12 protein-coding genes are annotated in these 18,645 nt (G+C 65.9%); 6 read left to right on the top strand and 6 right to left on the bottom strand.

The genetic code is table 11. The features are described 5' to 3' along the window. Positions 1–11: 11 nt before the first annotated feature. Genes H3H45_RS13225 through H3H45_RS13210 form a run of 4 tightly spaced genes read right to left on the bottom strand, consistent with a single transcriptional unit; the run spans position 12 to position 3,671 of the window. Positions 12–812: an endonuclease/exonuclease/phosphatase family protein gene (locus tag H3H45_RS13225; protein ID WP_235983693.1), complete on the bottom strand. Its 801-nt coding sequence runs from the start codon at positions 810–812 to the stop codon at positions 12–14. 5 nt (positions 813–817) lie between these two features. After that, positions 818–1,264: a DUF2214 family protein gene (locus H3H45_RS13220; protein WP_182834209.1), complete on the bottom strand. Its 447-nt coding sequence runs from the start codon at positions 1,262–1,264 to the stop codon at positions 818–820. 19 nt (positions 1,265–1,283) lie between these two features. Next, complete coding sequence (locus H3H45_RS13215; RefSeq protein ID WP_182834208.1) at positions 1,284–2,312, bottom strand: GGDEF domain-containing protein; 1,029 nt, start codon at positions 2,310–2,312, stop codon at positions 1,284–1,286. 12 nt (positions 2,313–2,324) lie between these two features. After that, a complete protein-coding gene (locus tag H3H45_RS13210; protein ID WP_182834207.1) occupies positions 2,325–3,671 on the bottom strand; it encodes an MATE family efflux transporter in 1,347 nt (448 codons plus the stop codon). Positions 3,672–3,905: 234 nt separating this feature from the next. Between H3H45_RS13210 and H3H45_RS13205 the strand changes: the two genes are divergently transcribed. Both H3H45_RS13205 and H3H45_RS13200 read left to right on the top strand, forming a co-directional pair. Beyond that, positions 3,906–8,807 carry an alpha-2-macroglobulin family protein gene (locus H3H45_RS13205; RefSeq protein WP_182834206.1) on the top strand — a complete coding sequence of 1,634 codons (4,902 nt, stop codon included), beginning with the start codon at positions 3,906–3,908 and terminating at the stop codon, positions 8,805–8,807. A 63-nt stretch (positions 8,808–8,870) separates the two neighbouring features. Beyond that, complete coding sequence (locus H3H45_RS13200) at positions 8,871–9,398, top strand: REP-associated tyrosine transposase (protein ID WP_182834205.1); 528 nt, start codon at positions 8,871–8,873, stop codon at positions 9,396–9,398. A 55-nt stretch (positions 9,399–9,453) separates the two neighbouring features. On the opposite strand, the gene H3H45_RS13195 is transcribed toward H3H45_RS13200, so the two are convergent. Next, positions 9,454–9,741, bottom strand: coding sequence for a hypothetical protein (locus H3H45_RS13195; protein WP_182834204.1), 288 nt, complete (start codon positions 9,739–9,741; stop codon positions 9,454–9,456). 98 nt (positions 9,742–9,839) lie between these two features. On the opposite strand from H3H45_RS13195, the gene pbpC reads away from it, so the two are divergent. The 4 genes from pbpC to H3H45_RS13175 all read left to right on the top strand — a co-directional run bounded on the left by pbpC (position 9,840) and on the right by H3H45_RS13175 (position 16,536). Then, entirely contained in the window at positions 9,840–12,182 is a 2,343-nt protein-coding gene (gene pbpC, locus H3H45_RS13190; RefSeq protein WP_182834203.1) for a peptidoglycan glycosyltransferase PbpC, read from the top strand. 127 nt (positions 12,183–12,309) lie between these two features. Continuing rightward, positions 12,310–12,969: a methylamine utilization protein gene (locus H3H45_RS13185; RefSeq protein WP_182834202.1), complete on the top strand. Its 660-nt coding sequence runs from the start codon at positions 12,310–12,312 to the stop codon at positions 12,967–12,969. Beyond that, positions 12,966–15,326 (top strand): putative bifunctional diguanylate cyclase/phosphodiesterase, encoded by a 2,361-nt coding sequence (locus H3H45_RS13180; RefSeq protein ID WP_182834201.1) that lies wholly within the window; start codon positions 12,966–12,968, stop codon positions 15,324–15,326. Before H3H45_RS13185 ends, H3H45_RS13180 begins: the two co-directional genes overlap by 4 nt. 163 nt (positions 15,327–15,489) lie before the next feature. Continuing rightward, positions 15,490–16,536 (top strand): DUF2235 domain-containing protein, encoded by a 1,047-nt coding sequence (locus tag H3H45_RS13175; RefSeq protein ID WP_182834200.1) that lies wholly within the window; start codon positions 15,490–15,492, stop codon positions 16,534–16,536. Positions 16,537–16,675: 139 nt separating this feature from the next. Here the strand turns inward: H3H45_RS13175 and H3H45_RS13170 are convergent, their stop codons facing one another. Next, positions 16,676–18,604 carry a RecQ family ATP-dependent DNA helicase gene (locus tag H3H45_RS13170; RefSeq protein ID WP_182834199.1) on the bottom strand — a complete coding sequence of 643 codons (1,929 nt, stop codon included), beginning with the start codon at positions 18,602–18,604 and terminating at the stop codon, positions 16,676–16,678. Positions 18,605–18,645 lie beyond the last annotated feature (41 nt).

Genomic DNA, 18,645 nt, shown 5'->3' with positions numbered 1-18,645 from the left:
CTGCGTTGCCATTAATTGAATGGCTTGGTTTTTTGAGTGGGTGCGATATCCACAATAAGCGGTAGATGGTCACTGTGTTCTATCCACAGCTCGGTAGCACCGATGGATAGTTGGGCGCTGTTCTTGAGCATTTCAGACAAGAACGCGTAATCGATGTGGTATGGCTTTTCGAGCTTCCGGTGCAGAAAGAATGTGGGCTGGGCTTCTGAACCTTGGTCTAGCCCTGTCTGAGCATGGTAAAGACTGTGAAGGCCAATATCAGCAAGCTCTTTGACTACATCTGAGTGGTTCCACCAGCGATCCCAAACATCCCAGCACGCATTGCTGTTGAGGTCTCCGATTACTATGGCTCTTTGCTGGGCAAGCTGGGCTTTATGCAATTGAAGCCATTTGTAGAGCTGGCCAATGTATTTAAAGGTTGGGGAGCCAGCCTCTTTCGTCCAAACGGCCAAAAACATGATCCCATTGACCATGCATGGCAAAAAGAGCTGTAGCCCTCCCGTGTCGAGATCAAGTGCTTCTAGTCGCATCCCTGACTTGGCGAATACACCAAGACCTTTGTTCTTGTTATCTCCGGCCCATAGGTGGCTGCCAGCCCACTGCTTGTAATCGGCATCCTGGGTGTGCTCAGGGTTCTCACACTCTTGGACAACTAGGATGTCTGCGCGAAGTTCATCCAGGAGGTGGCGCTTTTTTCGAAGTGCCCCATTGCAGTTCCAGCTAACAATTCGCATCTGGGTGATGATTTCCTGTTCAGCTAAGAGCAATCCGTTCGAGCCTATCGATCCAATCGAGAGACTAATTTGGTGCATCTCGGTTAGCCGAAGCCGCGTGCCATCAGGCTGGCCAGGAAGGGCAGGCAGACCAGCAACAGCAGTTCCAGGCGGATCACCCAGATCGTGCGTTTGGCCACCGCCAGGCTGATCTGCGGCGCCTTGCCGGCCAGCAGGTCGTTGCGCCAGTTGAAGAAGGTCAGGGTCGGCACGATCGACAACAGCCCGATCAGCAGGAACAGGCCGACCTTGGTATGCAATAGGCTGTTGCCCAGGTAGTAGTCCAGGCCCTTGCCGAACCACAGCACGCGCGCCGCGCCGGTGACCAGCACCAGGCCTGCAGTGATGCCGTAGGCGATGTCGATGCGCAGCAGGCGGCGCGCCGTGGTGTTATCGATTTGCGCTTTGAACAGCAGGTGTTCGCCGGTCAGCAGGGCGAACAGGACGAAGATCGACAGGTAGTGCAGGCTGGCGGCAATCGCGTCGGCCATGGGGATTCCTCGTGCAGGGTCAGGCGGCGTGGACCGTTCTGTTACGGCCCTGGTTTTTGGCAAGGTACAGCGCGCCGTCGGCGCGTTCCAGTAGCGAGGCCGCGCTCTCTCCGGGCGCCGCGATGGCGGTCCCGATGCTGCTGGTCACCGTATGGCTGAGCGTGCCGATGCTCATCGGCGTGGCGGCAATGGCCAGGCGTACGCGCTCGGCGATGTGCTGCAGCTCGCTGGCGTCGTGCACGCTGACCAGGGCGACGAACTCCTCGCCACCCAGGCGCACTAGCAGGTCATCCGGGCGCAGAGCAGCGCTCATGCGTCGTGCGCTTTCCCATAGCACCTGGTCGCCACCGCCATGGCCGAACTTGTCGTTGACCTGCTTGAAGTGGTCGAGGTCGCAATAGATCGCGGCGAGTTTCAGACCCAGGTCAGTCGCGCTGGCCTGCTCGCGCGGGAAGAATTCATTGAAGCCGGCGCGGTTCCACAGCTGCGTCAGCGGGTCGATCAGCGCCTTGCGTTGTTCGCGGCTGACTGCCTGGCGCAACTTGTGGGCATGCTGGCTGACATTGCGTAGATGCAGGTAACCCTCGACTAGCGTGGCCAGGTCGCGCAGGCGCAGCCGCTCCGTCGGATCGAGGCCGCGTGGCTGTGGATGCAGCAGACAGAGCGTGCCGATTGGTTGGTTGTCACGGCTGTAAAGCGGATGGCCAGCATAGAAGCGCACGAAGGGCGGGCCGACCACCACCGGGTTGTCGCAGAAGCGCAGGTCGAGATGGGCGTCCTCGACAACCAGCGGGCTGCGCGCCGCCACCGCATGACCACAGAAGGAAATGTCGCGCGGGGTTTCGGCTAGATCCAGGCCCGTCCGCGCCTTGAACCACTGGCGGTCGCGGTCGATCAGGCTGATCAGCACGGTATCGACGCCGAACAGTTCACGGGTCAGGCGTACCAGGGTGTCGAGGTACAGCTCGGCGGGGGTGTCGAGCAGATCGAGGTCATCCAGCGCCTGTTGGCGAAGGGCTTCATCGGGTGGGCAGGGAGCAGGCAGCATTCTTGTCTCCGTTCAGTGCGGTGTAGCCAGCCAGGCATCCCTGCGCTGCAGGCGCCACGCGAAGATGGCCAGGCTCAGGCCGCGCATCAGCATAAAACATAGCAAAGCCAGCCACAGACCGTGATTACCCAGCCCCTGCAGCAGCCAGCCCAGCGGCAGGGCCAGAGCCACGCTGGCGAGCATGGCATTGCGCATTTCGCGGGCACGGGTGGCACCGATGAACAGGCCGTCGAGCAGGTAGCTCCATACCCCCAGCAGCGGCAGCACAGCCAGGTAGGGCAGGTACTGGTAGGCCACCGCGCGTACCGCGGGAATATCGCTCTGCAGGTTGACGAACAGTTCGCCGCAAACGAGAAACAGCAGGGCGAAGCCCAGACTGGCCAGCAGCGCCCAGCCGCTGGCGACTACCAGCGAGCGGCGCAAGGCCAGGCGGTCACCTGCGCCGATGGAATGTCCGCACAGCGCCTCCACCGCATGCGCCAGGCCGTCCAGGGCGAAGGCGGCGAGCAGCAGGCCGTTGAGCAGCAGGGCATTGGCCGCCACCGTGGCGTCGCCCAGGCGGGTGCCTTGCACGGTGACCAGGAAGAACACCAGGTGCAGGGCCAGGGTGCGGATCAGGATGTCGCGGTTGACCGCCAGCAGCGCGTGCCAGCTGCGCCACTGTTTAAGGGCCGACCCGTCGAACTGTCCGGGGTGATGGCGCAAGGCGCGGCCGGCCAGCAGCAGGCCGAGCAGGGCGCCGCTCCATTCGGCTAGCACCGAGGCTCGCGCGGAACCGACCACGCCCCACTCCAGGCCGAGGACGAACCACAGGTTGAGCGCGATATTCAGCAGGTTGGTACTCAGCATGATGGCCAGCGCACCGCGCGCGCGTTGTGTACCCAGCAACCAGCCGATCAGGGCTGAACTGGCCAGGGTCGCCGGAAGACCAAACAGGCGGGCGTGGAAGAACTCGCGGGCCTGGCTGGCCAACTCCGCCGAGGGTTGCATCAGGTTCAGGGCTAAGCCGCTCAGCGGCACGGCCAGCATTGCCAACAGCAACGACAGACCGCCCGCCAGCAGCAGGCTCTGCAGCAGCACCTGGCGCAGCGCCGTGCCATCGCCCCGACCGCAGGCCTGGGCGGCGAAACCGGTGGCGCTCATGCGCAGAATGCCGAAGACGCCGACCAGCATGGCGTACAGGCTGGCACCGACCACCACCGCACCCAGCTGATGGGCATGCGGCAGGTGGCCGATCACGGCCGTATCGACCAGCGCCACCAGCGGTACCGAGAGGTTGGAGAGGATCATCGGCAGGGCCATGGCCCAGACCCGCCGATGGGTCGGGGCGTGGCGCCAGGCATCGAGCAGGGCGGACATGGGGATTTCCGGTAAAAAGGCGATTATAGGCTGCACGACAGGTCGCCCGACGCCCGGATAAGCCGTGAGCGATACGTTGCGTAGTCCACCGGGTGAACACTGCGTAGTACGGTTGGAGCGGCGCGCGCTGTCGAATGTCATCAGCTCAGTTGCACAGTTGCCTGGATCACGCCTGGGCAAGCATGCTTCGGCTATAGTTTCGCTCCTCTGCCTTGCCCGCTTTGGGAGCCCGTTATGCCGAACAAAGGACTGCTTCTGGCCCTCGCACTGACGCTGCTCAGCGCCTGCGATTCTTCCACTCCCGATGTGCCCAGCGCCGAGCGACCCGTCGCGGCGCAGGACGCGGCCAGGCCGGCGGCGGATGTCGAGGCGCTGGCCAAGCGCTATGCCGGGCGCCAGCTGAGCGTGGCCGATGCCTCGGAAGTGCAGCTCGAGGGCGCCAGTGCGCTATCGGTGACCTTCAGCGTGCCGCTCGATCCCGAACAGGATTTCGCCGCCAAGCTGCACCTGGTCGACAAGAAAAGTGGCAAGGTCGATGGCGCCTGGGAGCTGTCCGACAACCTGATGGAACTGCGCCTGCGCCACCTCGAACCCCAGCGCAGCCTGCTGCTGACCATCGATGCCGGCCTGCGTGGCGTCAATGCCAGCGAACTGGCCGCGGAATACAGCACGCAGATCGATACCCGCGACATGCAGCCCACGGTCGGCTTCGCCAGCCGTGGCTCGTTGCTGCCGACCCGTCTGGCCGAAGGTCTGCCGGTGATCGCGCTGAACGTCGACAAGGTCAACGTCGAGTTCTTCCGCATCCGCCAGGAGGCGCTGCCGAGCTTTCTCAGCCAGTGGGGGCGCAGCTCGAATATCAGCACCTGGGAGTCCCGCGAACTGCTGCCGATGGCCGAGCTGGTGTATGGCGGTCGCTTCGACCTTAACCCGGCGCGCAATACCCGTGAAACCCTGCTGCTGCCGATTGCCGGCCTGGAACCGTTCAAGCAGCCGGGCGTGTACCTGGCGGTGATGCGCGAGGCTGGCACCTACAACTACACGCAGCCGGCGACGCTGTTCACCCTCAGCGATATCGGGCTGTCGGTGCACCGTTACCGCGGCCGTCTGGATGTCTTCACCCAGGCCCTGGAAGGCGGCGCGGCGCAGGCCGATGTGACCCTGGAACTGCTCAGCGACAAGGGCCAGGTGATCGGCGAAGGCAGCACCGACAGCAGCGGCCACGCCGAGCTGAGCCTGCCCGACAACGCCGCCCTGCTGCTCGCTCGCCAGGGCGAGCAGACCAGCCTGCTCAACCTCAGCGGCCCGGCCCTGGACCTGGCCGAGTTCGATATCGGCGGTGAGCTGCCCAACCCGCTGCAGCTGTTCGTGTTCGGCCCGCGTGACCTGTATCGCCCGGGCGAGACCGTGCTGCTCAATGCCCTGCTGCGCGATGCCGATGGCCGTGCGGTCAAGCCGCAGCCGGTGAACGTGGAAGTGCGCCGCCCGGATGAACAGGTCAGCCGCAAGTTCGTCTGGCAGCCGGGCGAGGATGGCCTCTATCAATACCAGCTGCAGCTGGCCGGCGAGGCCCCGACCGGTCGCTGGCAGCTGCTGCTGGATGTCGGCAGCGGGCACAGCCAGATCTACGAATTCCTCGTCGAGGACTTCCTGCCCGAACGCCTGGCCCTGGAGCTCAAGGGCAGCGAGACGCCGATCGCGCCGAGCGATGAGGCGCAGTTCCAGGTCGAGGGCCGTTACCTGTACGGCGCACCGGCGTCCGGCAATCGCCTGACCGGCCAGGTCTATGTGCGGCCGCTGCGCGAGGCGGTGAAGGCGCTGCCCGGCTATCAGTTCGGCTCGCTCACCGAGGAGGAGCTGAGCCAGGACCTCGACCTGGAGGAAACCAGCCTGGATGTCGAGGGCAAGACCCTGATCCAGGTGGAGAACCGCTGGGCCGAAGCCAAGTCACCGCTGCAACTGATCGTCCAGGCCAGCCTGCAGGAGTCCGGTGGCCGGCCGATTACCCGGCGCCTGGTGCAACCGGTGTGGCCAGCCGAGCGCCTGCCCGGTGTGCGCGGCTTGTTCGAGGGCGAGGAGGTGGATGGCGACAGCCTGGCCGAGTTCGAGCTGCTGGTCGCCGACCCGGCTGGCAACAAGCTGGCTGCCGAGCAGCTCAACGTGCGCTTTATCCGCGAACGTCGCGACTACTACTGGAGCTTCTCCGAAGGCGAAGGCTGGAATTACCACTACAACGAGAAGTTCCTCAACCTGGCCGAGGAGAACATCAGCGTCGCCGCCGGCGGCACGGCCAAGGTCAGTTTCCCGGTGGAGTGGGGCCCGTACCGGATCGAAGTCACCGACGCCGAAACCGGCATCATGAGCAGCCTGCGGGTGTGGGCCGGTTATTCCTGGCAGGACAACACCGACGGCGGCGCGGTGCGTCCGGACCAGGTCAAGCTGGCCCTCGATAAGCCGGCCTACAGTGCCGGCGACACGGCCACGGTCACCGTTACCCCGCCGGTGGCCGGCAGTGGCTACCTGCTGGTAGAGTCCAGCGACGGCCCGCTGTGGTGGCAGGAAATCGAGGTGCCGGCCGAAGGCAAGGCCTTCGAGATTGCCCTGGACGACGAGTGGGCGCGGCATGACCTGTACATCAGCGCGCTGGTGATCCGTCCCGGTGAGCGCAAGGCGGGCGCCACGCCCAAGCGCGCCGTGGGTCTGCTGCACCTGCCGTTCGAGCGCGGTCCGCGCAAGCTGCAACTTAGCCTGACGGCGCCGGAGAAGATGCGTCCGCAGCAGCCGCTGAAGGTGCAGATCCAGGCGAAGAACGCCGACGGCAGCGTGCCGAGCGAGGTGCGGGTGCTGGTGGCGGCCGTGGATGTCGGCATCCTCAATATCACCGAGTACCCGACACCGGACCCCTTCGCCCAGTTCTTTGGGCGCAAGGCCTATGGCGCCGACCAGCTGGATGTCTACGGCCAGCTGATCGAGGCCGGCCAGGGGCGTCTGGCCAGCCTGGCCTTCGGCGGCGACGCGGCGCTGGCCAAGGGCGGCAAACGGCCGGATACCAGCATCACCATCGTCGCCCAGCAGAGCCTGCCGGTGCAGCTGGATGCCCAGGGCCAGGGTGAAGTCAGCCTGGATATTCCCGACTTCAATGGCGAGCTGCGCCTGATGGCCCAGGCCTGGACCGACGAGCGCTACGGCATGGCCGAGGGCAAGACGGTGGTGGCCGCGCCGCTGGTGGCCGAACTGTCGGCGCCGCGCTTCCTCGCCGGTGGCGATGAAACCACTGTGGCCCTGGACCTGACCAACCTGTCCGGCGCCCTGCAGAAACTCGATGTGCAGCTCAGCGCCGAGGGCCAGCTGGCCTTGAGCGAAACCCCCGGCGGGCATACTGCACCGATTCAACTCGACCAGGGCCAGCGCACCACCCTGCGCATCCCGGTGCGTGCCGCCGGCGGCTTCGGCGCCGGCGTGCTGCGCGTCAGCGTGCAGGGCCTGAGCTTGCCGGGCGAGAACCTGCCGCCGTTCAGTCGCACCTGGCGCATCGGTGTGCGTCCGGCCTGGCCGGCGCAGCAGCAGATGTTCCGCAGCGTGCTCAAGGGCGAACGCTGGAGCCTGCCGGCCGGCACCCTGGCGGCCTTCGAACCGGCCGGGCTGGAGGCGCTGCTCAGCGTGTCCAGTCGTCCGCCGCTCAATCTGGCCGAGCAGATCCGTGCCCTCAAGGCCTATCCCTACGGCTGTCTGGAGCAGACCACCAGCGGCCTGTACCCCTCGCTGTATGCGGATGCCGCCACCCTCAAGCGCCTCGGCCTGGAAGGCGAGCCGGAGGAGCAGCGCCGCCGTTCTATCGAGATCGGCATCGAGCGCCTGCTCGGCATGCAGCGCTACAACGGCAGTTTCGGTCTGTGGGGCAGTGACAGCGATGAGGAATACTGGCTGACCGCCTATGTCACCGACTTCCTCCTGCGCGCCCGCGAGCAGGGCTTTGCCGTGCCGGCCGAGCCGTTGAAGAAGGCCAGCGAGCGCCTGCTGCGCTACCTGCAGGAGCGCAACCTGATCGAAGTCGGCTACAGCGAAAACCTCGACCACACCCGCTTTGCCGTGCAGGCCTACGCCGGCTACGTGCTGGCGCGCAGTCAGCAGGCGCCGCTGGGCGCCCTGCGCGCGCTGTACGAGCGGCGCAGCGAGTCGCAGTCCGGCCTGCCGCTGGTGCACCTGGCGGTGGCCCTGCAGAAGATGGGCGACAAGCCGCGTGCCGACGAGGCGCTGGCCGTGGGCATGGCCCAGGGCCGCAACCGCGAGGACTGGCTGGGCGACTACGGCAGCCCGCTGCGCGACCAGGCGCTGATCTATGCCCTGCTGGAGGAGAACGACCTGGCCGCCGGCACGCGCGAGCAACTGCTGTTCGAATTGGCCGAGGAGCGTGCGCTGCAGAGCTACCTGTCGACCCAGGAGCGCAACTCGCTGTTCCTCGCCGGCCGTAGCCTGGTGAAAAAGCCGGAGCAGGACTGGAACGCCGTGCTGGAAGTCGCCGGCCAGCTGCGCGAACTGAGCAACAGCCAGCCGGCCGTGCTGCTACAGGGCGCTGGCCTGGGCGAACCGCTGAGCCTGAGCAACCCGGGCGAGCAGAGCCTGTACCAGCAGCTGACGCTGTCCGGTTACCCGGCCCAGGCGCCGCGGGCGGGTGGCAACAACCTGAGCATCGAGCGCGAGTACTACGACCTCGGTGGCAACGCGCTGGACCTGAACAATCTGCAAAGCGGCCAACTGGTGCTGGTGCACCTGGCGGTGCGTGCCGATGAGCGGGTGCCGGATGCCCTGCTGGTCGACCTGTTGCCGGCGGGCCTGGAACTGGAAAACCAGAACCTGGCGCAGAGTGCCGCCAGCCTGGACGACGCCAGCAGTGCGGTGAAGGACTGGCAGAAGTCGATGCAGAACGCCGCGATCAAACACCAGGAATTCCGCGACGACCGCTACGTGGCCGCGCTGGATGTGAATGGCTACGACGCCACCCACCTGCTTTACCTGGCCCGCGCCGTGACGCCCGGCATCTACCGGGTGCCGCCGCCGCAGGTGGAATCCATGTATCGCCCGGCCTGGAAAGCCCAGGGCGAGGCGCCGGAGAAACTGGTGGTAAGGGGGCGCTGAGGCCTTTTGCCGTTGTAGCCCGGATGCAATCCGGGAAAGTTGCCAGACAGGGAGGTCTGGGGAATGGTCAACTATCGACGTGCCAGGGTTGCGGGTGCCTGCTATTTCCTGACGCTGGCCCTGCGGGATCGCTCCTCGGATCTGTTGCTTCGTTATAGCGATGAGTTGCGCATGGCTCTGCGCCAGGTAAGCAGTGCAAAGCCGTTTAAACTTCCGGCCGCGGTTGTCTTGCCCGAGCATCTTCATCTGTTGATGTGGTTGCCTGAGGATGATGCAGATTTCTCATCGCGGGTACGGATGTTCAAGTCTCTGTTTATTCAGCACCTGCAGGCGCGAGGTGAGCGTGTGAGCATTAACCCGAAGGGCGAAGCGAGCATCTGGCAACGCCGTTTCTGGGAACATCTGATTCGCGATGAGCAGGACTTTGCGGCGCACGTGGATTACATCCATGCCAACCCGATGAAGCATGGTTTGGTTTTGCGTGCGGCAGATTGGCCACTGTCCAGCTTTCATCGCTATGTGCAGCGTGGGCTACTGCCTAGTGAGTGGTGTGGGGGCGTACAAGAGCAGGTTGTCGGGGCAGGGGAATAGTGGGGCTGCTCCCGGATTGCATCCGGGCTACCTCTGGGTCGATTCTTGAGTGGCCTCAACTCACAATCAAACTCAACAACCACAATCCCAGCAGCCCATAGATCACCATGCGCACGAAAGCCTTGCGCAGGCCGGCGCGGAAGGCGGCGTAGAGCAGCAACAGGCCGCAGACCATGGCCACCAGGCTGAGCAGGCCGATGTCGGTACCGAGGGCATTGGCCAGGCCCTGCAGAAAGCTGCGGCCGGCGTCGGCGAACAGGCCGAAGAAGCCGCTGAGGGCTTCGACGATGAAACGGATCAGAGTGCCGAGTGCGTGACCCAGCCATTGAAAGAAATCACTCACGAAAAAATGTTCGGCCGCTCGGGGCCGCTCCTCGGCTATTGCGCGCAATGCAGGGCAGCATGCCACAGGCACCTGCTGCGGCGAAGGGTAGCAGGCCCATGGACCTGAGGCGCTGGCTCATCCGCTTGCGCCGCCCCTGGCTGGCGCTGCCCGTGCTGCTGGTGGCGTTGCTGTTGGTGGCCGATCGGCTGTTTCCGCTGCCGCTGCCGCAGGACGACCTGGCCCGCGTGGTGCTGGCCGAGGACGGCACGCCGCTGTGGCGCTTCGCCGATGCCGAGGGGGTATGGCGTTATCCGGTGACGCCGGAGCAGGTTTCGCCCTATTACCTGCAGGCGCTGCTGACCTACGAGGACCGCTGGTTCTATCGGCATCCCGGGGTCAATCCGCTGGCCCTGGGCCGCGCGGCCTGGCAGAACCTCACGGGCGGGCGCGTGCTGTCCGGTGGCAGCACCCTGTCGATGCAGGTGGCGCGTCTGCTCGACCCGCATTCGCGCACCTTCGCCGGCAAGCTGCGTCAGCTCGGGCGCACCCTGCAGCTGGAATGGCACCTGTCGAAGGACGAGATCCTCGCCCTCTACCTCAACCGCGCGCCTTTCGGCGGCACCTTACAGGGCGTAGCGGCGGCCAGCTGGGCCTACCTGGGCAAGTCACCGGCGCAGCTAACCCGCGCCGAGGCGGCGCTGCTCGCGGTGTTGCCGCAGGCGCCCAGCCGACTGCGTCCGGATCGTCACCCCGAGCGCGCCCAGGTGGCGCGGGACAAGGTGCTGCGGCGTCTGGCGCAGTTCCAGGTGTGGCCACAGGGCCTGGTCGACGAGGCGCTGCAGGAGCCGGTGCTGCTGGCGCCGCGCCAAGAACCCAACCTGGCGCCGCTGCTGGCGCGGCGGCTGAATGTGCCGGGCAGCCCGCCACTGATCCGCACCACCCTCGATGCCAGCCTGCAACGGCGCCTGGAAGACCTGCTGCTGGGCTGGCGCGCGCGTCTGCCGGAGCACACCTCGGCGGCGATCCTGGTGGTCGAGCACGAGAGCATGGCGGTGCGCGCCTACCTGGGTTCGGTGGATATCGCCGACAAGCGCCGCTTCGGTCATGTCGACATGGTGCGCGCCCTGCGTTCGCCCGGTTCCACGCTGAAACCCTTTCTCTATGGCATGGCCCTGGACGCCGGGCTGATCCATTCCGAGTCGTTGCTGCAGGATGTGCCGCGGCGCTACGGCGACTATCGCCCCGGCAACTTCGCCGCCGATTTTATCGGCCCGGTGTCGGCCAGCGAGGCCCTGGCCACCTCGCTCAATCTGCCCGCAGTGCAGCTGCTGGAGGCTTACGGGCCGAAGCGCTTTGCTGGTGAACTGCGCAATGCCGGGGTGCCGTTGACCTTGCCGGCCGCTGCCGAGCCCAACCTGGCGCTGATTCTCGGGGGCGCCGGCAGCCGCCTGGAGGAACTGGTTGGCGGCTATAGCGCCTTGGCTCGCGACGGGCTCGCCGCGCGCCCGCGCCTGCAGCCGCAGGACGCCCTGCATGAACGCCGCCTGCTCTCGCCCGGCGCGGCGTGGATCATCCGGCGCATTCTGGCCGGCCAGGCACGGCCCGATCGCGACCCGCGTGCCGAATTGCTGCAGCGTCCCGTGCTGGCCTGGAAGACCGGCACCAGCTACGGCTTTCGCGATGCCTGGGCGGTGGGGGTCGGTCCACGGCACCTGATCGGCATCTGGATCGGCCGTCCGGACGGCACCCCGGTGCCCGGCCAGTTCGGCCTGGCCTCGGCCGCGCCGCTGTTGCTGCAGGTGCATGATCTGCTGGTCAACCGCGACAGCCAGCGTGGCCTGGCGCCCCCTGTGCAAGTGGTGCCGGAGAGTGTCGGCGTGGCGGCGATCTGCTGGCCGCTGGGGCAGCCGCTGGCCCGTGAGGATGACAATTGCCGGCGCCAGCGCTTCGCCTGGACCCTCGACGGCACCACGCCGCCGACCCTGCAGGCGGCCGATCAGCCGTTGGGCCTGGGGCTGTTGCAGAACATCTGGGTCAACTCGCAGGGGCGGCAGGTGGCGGCCACCTGTGCCGCTGGCGAGGCACGTCAGGTGGCGCTCTGGCCGGCACCGCTGGAACCCTGGTTGCCGCGTCGCGAATGCCGCGCGGCGCGTTTGCCGGCGGCCGACACGAGCTGTCCGCCAGCCATGGCACCGCCGGCGGCGCCGTTGTCGATCGTCGGCATTCGCGATCACGACCGCCTGCGCCGCCCGGCCAGCAGTGCCGAGCCGCTGCGCCTGCAGCTCTCGGCCCTGGGCGGCAGTGGTACGCGCTGGTGGTTCCTGAATGGCGCGCCACTGGCCGAGAGCCAGCCGGGCGAAGCCTTCGCCCAGGTGCTGCGCGAGACGGGGCAGTACCAGCTGAGTGTGCTGGACCAGGGCGGGCAGACCGCACAGCTGCGCTTCAGTGTCAGCGAGTAGGCAGAACCTGCCGGCTCTGGACTGCCGCTCAGCCAGCTGGGGTTAAACATCATCGGCTGCTGCTGGCGAATGGCTACACCCTGGCGCTGCCTTCCTATACTCAGCCCATCGACCGTTGGAGGTGGGCATGGGCAAGCTGGGTATTGGGTTGCTGGGTGGACTGTTCAGTGGGCTGTTGTGGAGTAGCTGGCTGGCGGCGGCGAGCCTCGAGATCCAGCTGAGTGACAAGCACGGCGGGCCACTGGCCGACGCCGTGCTGTGGGTCGAGCCGGGTGCGGGCCAGGCGCCGGCTGCCGGCCTCAAGGTCAACCAGGAAAAGCGCCAGTTCGTGCCCTATATCCTGGCCGTGCAGGCGGGCACCACGGTGAGCTTCCCCAACGCCGACCCGATCAACCACCACGTCTATTCCTTCTCCCCGGCCAAGCGCTTTGAACTGCGTCTGCAGAAGCAGCAGGACTTGCCCCAGGACGTGCTGTTCGACAAGCCAGGCCTGGTTACCCTCGGCTGCAATATCCACGACTGGATGCTCGGTTTCATCCTGGTGCTGGACAGCCCCTTGTTCGCCCAGACCGATGCCCAGGGCCGGGCGCGCATCGATTACCAGCCGGCCGCCGGGCAGCGCGTGCATATCTGGCATCCGCGAATCGCCGACCCGGCCGAGCAGCAGGTGCGCACACTGGCTGCTGACGGCCCGTTGCTCTGGCGCCTGAGCAGTGAACTGAAACCAGACCCGCGGCCCAAGGAGCCGAGCAAGCGACCGCAGGGCAAGGGTGGTTACGCGCCATGAGCTTGCGCGGCAAGATCCTCGGCTTTTTCCTGCTCCTGCTGCTGGCGGTGATGGTGCTGCTGCTGGCGCTGGTCTATCGCTCCACCTATAGCCACACCCTGCAGCAGGTGCAAGCGCAGCTGGGCTCGGCGCATGGCGTGCTGGCCAATGAACTGCAGAGCCGCCGTCAGGCGCAGAGCGCGCTGGCCGAGCTGATTGCCAAGGATTTCACTCTGCTCGGCGAGATCGCCGATCTGGTCGCCAGCCCGCAGCAGGAGGCGCAATCGCTGTCTGCCGCGCTGGAATCCTTCGCTTCGCGCAGCCAGGCCAGTTTCGCCCTGGTGCTGGCGCCCGAGGGCCAGGTGCTGGCCGGCACCAGTGCCGAACTGGCGCCCGGTGCGCGCCTACCCTGGAGCGATCTGCTGGCCCTGGACGAGCCCGACAGTGCCGAGCGCCTGGTGGTGCTGGATGGCCGCGTGCTGCACGTCAACCTGACGCCGATTTTCGCCCCGCGGCCCAACCTGATGGGCTGGCTGCTGATGGCCTTCGAACTGGACGATGCCGCCGCCGCCCACCTGGCCGAACTCAGCGGGGCCGACGTGGCCCTGCTGGACGGCGCGCCCGGTGCCTACCGGGTATTGGCCAGCAACCTCGACGGGCTGTCGCGCGCCGAATTGGCGAGCCTGCAGGTGCCGGATACAGCGGGCGTGTTTCACTTCCAGTTGCAGCAGCGCGAGCAGGTAGCTCTGCGCGCGCCCCTGACTGAAACAGGAGGCGCGTTGCAGGTGCTGCTGATGCGTTCGCTGTCCGCCGAGCTGGCCCACTATCAGCCGCTGCAGTGGCAACTGGCGGCCATCTTCGCCATTGCCTTGCTGCTGGCCGGGCTGGGCGCGCTGTGGATCGCCAATACTGTCAGCCGGCCGTTGGCGCAGATGGTGGAGAACGTGCGGCGCATTGCCAGCGGTGATTACCAGGCCAGCGTGGCTACCCGTGCCAGCGGCGAGGTCGGCCTGCTGGCCCGTGAGTTCGTCGCCATGCAGCAGGGCATCGCCGAGCGTGAGAAGACCATCAGCTTCCTCGCCTACCGCGATCCGCTGACCCAGCTGGCCAACCGCAACCGTTTCGTCGCCGAGCTGCAGCTGGCCCTGGCCCGCTGCCCGGCAGGTGAGGGCGTGGCCGTGCTGCTGATGGACCTGGACAACTTCAAGGACCTCAACGATACCCTCGGCCACGAGGCTGGCGACCAGCTGCTGTGCCTGCTCGCCCGGCGCCTGCAGGAGCTGCTGCGTGACGGCGAGCAGCTGGCGCGCCTGGGCGGCGACGAATTCGCCCTGCTGATCCCGCACTGTCATCCCAGCAGTGTGATCCCCGCCGCCGAGCACTACCGCAGTGCCCTGCAGCAGCCGTTTGCCGTGCGCGGCATCAGCATGACCCTGAATGCCACTCTCGGCATCGCCCTGCACCCGGATCACGGCGAGAGCGCCGGCAGTCTGCTGCAGCACGCCGAGGTGGCCATGTACCTGGGCAAGGCGCAGCGCTCGCCCTACGCCCTTTATCGTCCGGAGCTGGATCGTCATAGCCTGGTGCGCCTGGCCCTGATGAGCGAGCTGAAAGGCGCCGTGGAGCAGGGCCAGCTGAGCCTGTATTTCCAGCCCAAGCTGAATATCCGTCAGCGTTGCCTGATGGGCGTTGAATGTCTGGTGCGCTGGATTCATCCGGTGCACGGCTTCGTTCCGCCGGATGAGTTCATTCCCCTGGCCGAGCAGACCGGCAATGTCTGCGCGCTGACCCGCTGGGTGGTGCGCACGGCACTGACGCAGAGCCGTGCCTGGCAGGAGCAGGGGCTGGCGCTGAAAACCGCAGTCAACGTGTCCGCCCTCGACCTGGCCGACCCCTGCTTCGCCGGCTTTATCGCCGCGCAACTGGCCGAACACGGCGTGTCGCCGGGCAGCCTGGTGGTGGAAATCACCGAAAGCGCGGTGATGGCCGACCCCGAGCAGGCGCTGGGCCAACTGCAGCAGCTGTGCGAACTGGGCGTGCGCCTGTCGATCGACGACTACGGCACCGGCTACTCGAGCATGGCCCAGCTCAAGCGCCTGCCGGTGCATGAGCTGAAGATCGACAAATCCTTCGTCCAGGACCTGCTGAGTAACCCGGATGACGACATCATCGTCCGTTCCACCGTCGAGCTGGGCCACAACATGGGCCTAAAGGTGGTGGCCGAAGGGGTGGAGACCGACGCCATACTGCAGCGCCTCGACCAGCTCGGCTGCGACATCGCCCAGGGCTACCTGCTGAGCAAACCGCTGGCGCCGGCGGCCTTCGCCGAGTGGCTGGCCAAGACCCACTGGGGGTTGCCGCGCAGCGCCGCCGGATGAAGGGGGGCGACAGACCGGCCAGCTTGTGCTTGTCTTGCTGAGACCCTGCTTCCGATCTCTGGTTTGCGAGATCGGAAGCAGATACTGAGGGATCGATAGCTGTCTTTCCGCAGGTTGTGCACAGCGCTGCCAACAGGTGCCCAAGGCGCCAAGGAGGAAGGACATGGCAGACCACAAAGAACGCCTGATATTGCTGTTCGACGGCACCTGGAACGACCCGCAGGACCGCACCAACGTTTACCAGCTGTCGCGGCTCATCGAGGATTACGACGGCAAGATTCGCCAGCGCTTTTTCTACGACCCCGGCGTCGGCACCGGCAGCTTCAATCGCTTCACCGGTGGCGCGTTCGGCGCAGGGCTGAGCGATAACCTGCAGGAGGGCTATGACTGGCTGGTGCGCCATTACACCGCGGGCAGCGACATCTTCGTGTTCGGCTTCAGTCGCGGTGCCTATACCGCGCGCAGTCTGGTGGGGATGATCCGCAAGTGCGGGCTGCTGCATATCTCCACCCCGGCCCTGCTCGACGCGGCCGAAAAGATCTACCGCAACAAACAGGTCGCCCCGGATGACAGCCTGTGCTGTCAGTTCCGCGCCCGCTACAGCCGGGAGGTGAAAATCCACCTGGTCGGCGTGTGGGACACGGTCGGCGCCCTGGGTGTGCCGGGCACGCAAATCTCCGAGCGCGGCCTGTACTCCTGGCACGACACCCAGCTGTCGAAGATCGTCGAGCGCGCCTACCACGCCGTGGCCCTCGACGAGCACCGCGCGGCCTATGACGCGGTGCTGTGGACCAGTGACGACGGTTTGCAGAAGCCGGAGCAAATCGAGGTGGAGCAGCGCTGGTTCATCGGCGCCCATGCCAATGTCGGCGGTGGCTATAGCGACGATCCCCTGTCCACGCTATCCCTGGCCTGGATGCTGGAGAAGGCCAGCAAGGCCGGGCTGAAGTTGACGCCCTGCCCGTTGGCGGCCAATGCCTGGCAGAGCAAACCGCGGGACTCCTTCAGCGCGTTTCTCGGTGGTGCTTATGGCGCCTTCCGCCGAGTTCTGCACCCCGGCGATGGTCGGCATTACCGTGCCTTCGATGAAGGGTCTAAGGGTGAACGCGCCGTCGGCGTGACGATCGATCCCTCGGTCTGGTCTCGTTGGCACTTCGATTCCGCCTACCGACCGCCGACGCTGGTGCTGGCCGGGAAAAAGCCGGCTTAGAACCTGTTTACGATCTTCTGAATTAGAGCCAGACAAGGCAAAAACGGGAGAGGAAGCGGAGTTTACGAGCTGTAAATGAGCATTCCGAGGCCGTTTTTAACGCGGTATGGCCGCGAGTCAGGAGATCGTAAACAGGTTCTTAGGCCTGCTGCTCGGCCCAGCTGCGCACCTCGGCATAGGGGTAGTCTTCCAGCGCGGCAAAACCGGGAATCTGCCGGGCCTTGAGCTTGGTGAAGAGCGGCACGCTGATGCCGCAGAGGAAACGGGTCAGGCACTCGCTGCTGGGCAGTTGGCCTCTGGCTTCCTGGTGGCGCTGGCTGAAAGCGTCGCACAGGGCGTGGAAGTCCTGCTCGGCCAGCGGTCGTAGCGCCGGCGGGGGCGGTAGCTGGGCGACTTGGCCGTGGCACACCGAACAGTGGCCGCAGCGCTGCGGCGCCTGGGCGTCGCCGAAGTAGGCGGCCAGGCGCTGGCTCAGGCAGTGGTCGCTGGCGAACAGCTCGAGCATGGCCTGGATGCGGGCGATCTCGCTGGCTTCCTGCTGGCGGAAGTAAGCGTGCAGTTCCGCGCTCAGTTGCTGCGGATCGAAGCGCCCGTCGAGCAGGGCGTAGACCTCGGTCATCTGCTTGCTTTCCAGCTCGATCCAGCCTTTTTCCTGGAAGAAGTCCAGCGCTTTGACCACCCGCCCGCGCTCGGCCTGGTGCTGGTTGTACAGCGCGTCGAAATCCACTGTGCACCAGGTGCGCGCGCGTGCCGAGGTGGCGATGATCGCCTCGACGAACTGCCGGCGCTCGCCCTCGAACTTGCCCAACAGCACCTCGGGTTCGACCAGGTACTTGAAGCGGTATTCGGCAAAATACGCATAGCGCGGGGCGATGATGCCGCGCAGTTCCAGCTGCACCAGCAGGGTCTTCAGTGGCAGCTGGCGGATATTGCTCTGCTCGGAGAGCTGGTTGAGCATCAGCTCCCATTGGCCGTCCTGGCTGGCGTCGAGCAGTTCATCCAGCACGCAGCGGATACCGGAAAGCTCCGGCGTGTCTCCGTAGACGAAGTTCTCCAGCACGTTGAGGCTATCGCGGTTGGCCAGCACCAGGCAGTCGGACGGCTGGCCGTCGCGTCCGGCGCGGCCGATTTCCTGGCTGTAGTTCTCGGTGGATTTGGGCAGGTCGAAGTGCACCACGTTGCGGATGTTGGCCTTGTCGATACCCATGCCGAAAGCGATGGTGGCGACGATGCAGTTGATCCGCCCGTCCATGAACTGGCGCTGGATCGCCTCGCGCGTCTCGTGCGGCATGCCGGCGTGATAGGCGCTGGCAGGAAACCCGCGTTGGCTGAGCTGCTCGGCCACTTGTTCGGCGGTCTTCTGCTGGGTGACGTAGACGATGCTCGGCTGGCCGGCCTTAGTGCTCAGCCATTCGACCAGACGACGCTGTTTGTCGCGTCCGGCCACCGGCTCCACCAGCAGGTTGAGGTTGGCCCGGTAGAAACCGGTGGTAACCACGTCGTCTGCAGCAATCGCAAACTTCTTCTGCATGTCGGCGATCACCGGCGGGGTGGCCGTGGCGGTGAGCAACAGCACCTGGGGAATGCCGAACTGGCGCTGGTAGTCGGGCAGTTTGAGGTAGTCCGGGCGAAAGTTGTGGCCCCACTCGGAGATGCAGTGCGCCTCGTCGACCACCAGCAGGGAGATCGGTACCTGGCTGATGAAGTTGCGGAAGCGCTCGTTCTTCAGACGCTCGACCGAGATCATCAGGATCTTCAGTTCGCCGGATTTGGCCTTGGCCATGGTATCGGCCGTCTGCTCGCGGCTCTGCGCCGAGTCGATGCTGGCGGCGCTGATGCCACGGGCATGCAGAAAGGCCAGTTGATCCTGCATCAGCGCCAGCAGCGGCGACACCACCAGGGTCAGGTGCGGCAGGTGCAGGGCCGGCAACTGGTAGCACAGCGACTTGCCCGAGCCGGTGGGGAAGATCGCCGCCGCCGAGCGACCGGCCAGCACGGCCTCGACCACCCGCTGCTGGCCAGGGCGCAGCTGGGAGAAGCCGAAGACGCGGGAAAGGGTGTCGAGCATGGGCTATCGTCCGCTGGCAGCAATGGGGCGCTGACCATAGC

The organism is Aquipseudomonas guryensis (assembly GCF_014164785.1).
Classification (GTDB): domain Bacteria; phylum Pseudomonadota; class Gammaproteobacteria; order Pseudomonadales; family Pseudomonadaceae; genus Aquipseudomonas; species Aquipseudomonas guryensis.
Note: the sequence above shows the minus strand (reverse complement) of the source record. Positions and strands in the feature narration are given on the sequence as shown.

Coding starts and splice junctions, on each gene's coding strand:
- H3H45_RS13200 (WP_182834205.1), top strand. CDS start 8,871: ATGGTCAACTATCGACGTGCCAGGGTTGCGGGTGCCTGCTATTTCCTG.
- H3H45_RS13175 (WP_182834200.1), top strand. CDS start 15,490: ATGGCAGACCACAAAGAACGCCTGATATTGCTGTTCGACGGCACCTGG.
- pbpC (WP_182834203.1), top strand. CDS start 9,840: ATGGACCTGAGGCGCTGGCTCATCCGCTTGCGCCGCCCCTGGCTGGCG.
- H3H45_RS13185 (WP_182834202.1), top strand. CDS start 12,310: ATGGGCAAGCTGGGTATTGGGTTGCTGGGTGGACTGTTCAGTGGGCTG.
- H3H45_RS13180 (WP_182834201.1), top strand. CDS start 12,966: ATGAGCTTGCGCGGCAAGATCCTCGGCTTTTTCCTGCTCCTGCTGCTG.
- H3H45_RS13210 (WP_182834207.1), bottom strand. CDS start 3,671: ATGTCCGCCCTGCTCGATGCCTGGCGCCACGCCCCGACCCATCGGCGG.
- H3H45_RS13225 (WP_235983693.1), bottom strand. CDS start 812: ATGCACCAAATTAGTCTCTCGATTGGATCGATAGGCTCGAACGGATTG.
- H3H45_RS13220 (WP_182834209.1), bottom strand. CDS start 1,264: ATGGCCGACGCGATTGCCGCCAGCCTGCACTACCTGTCGATCTTCGTC.
- H3H45_RS13170 (WP_182834199.1), bottom strand. CDS start 18,604: ATGCTCGACACCCTTTCCCGCGTCTTCGGCTTCTCCCAGCTGCGCCCT.
- H3H45_RS13215 (WP_182834208.1), bottom strand. CDS start 2,312: ATGCTGCCTGCTCCCTGCCCACCCGATGAAGCCCTTCGCCAACAGGCG.
- H3H45_RS13205 (WP_182834206.1), top strand. CDS start 3,906: ATGCCGAACAAAGGACTGCTTCTGGCCCTCGCACTGACGCTGCTCAGC.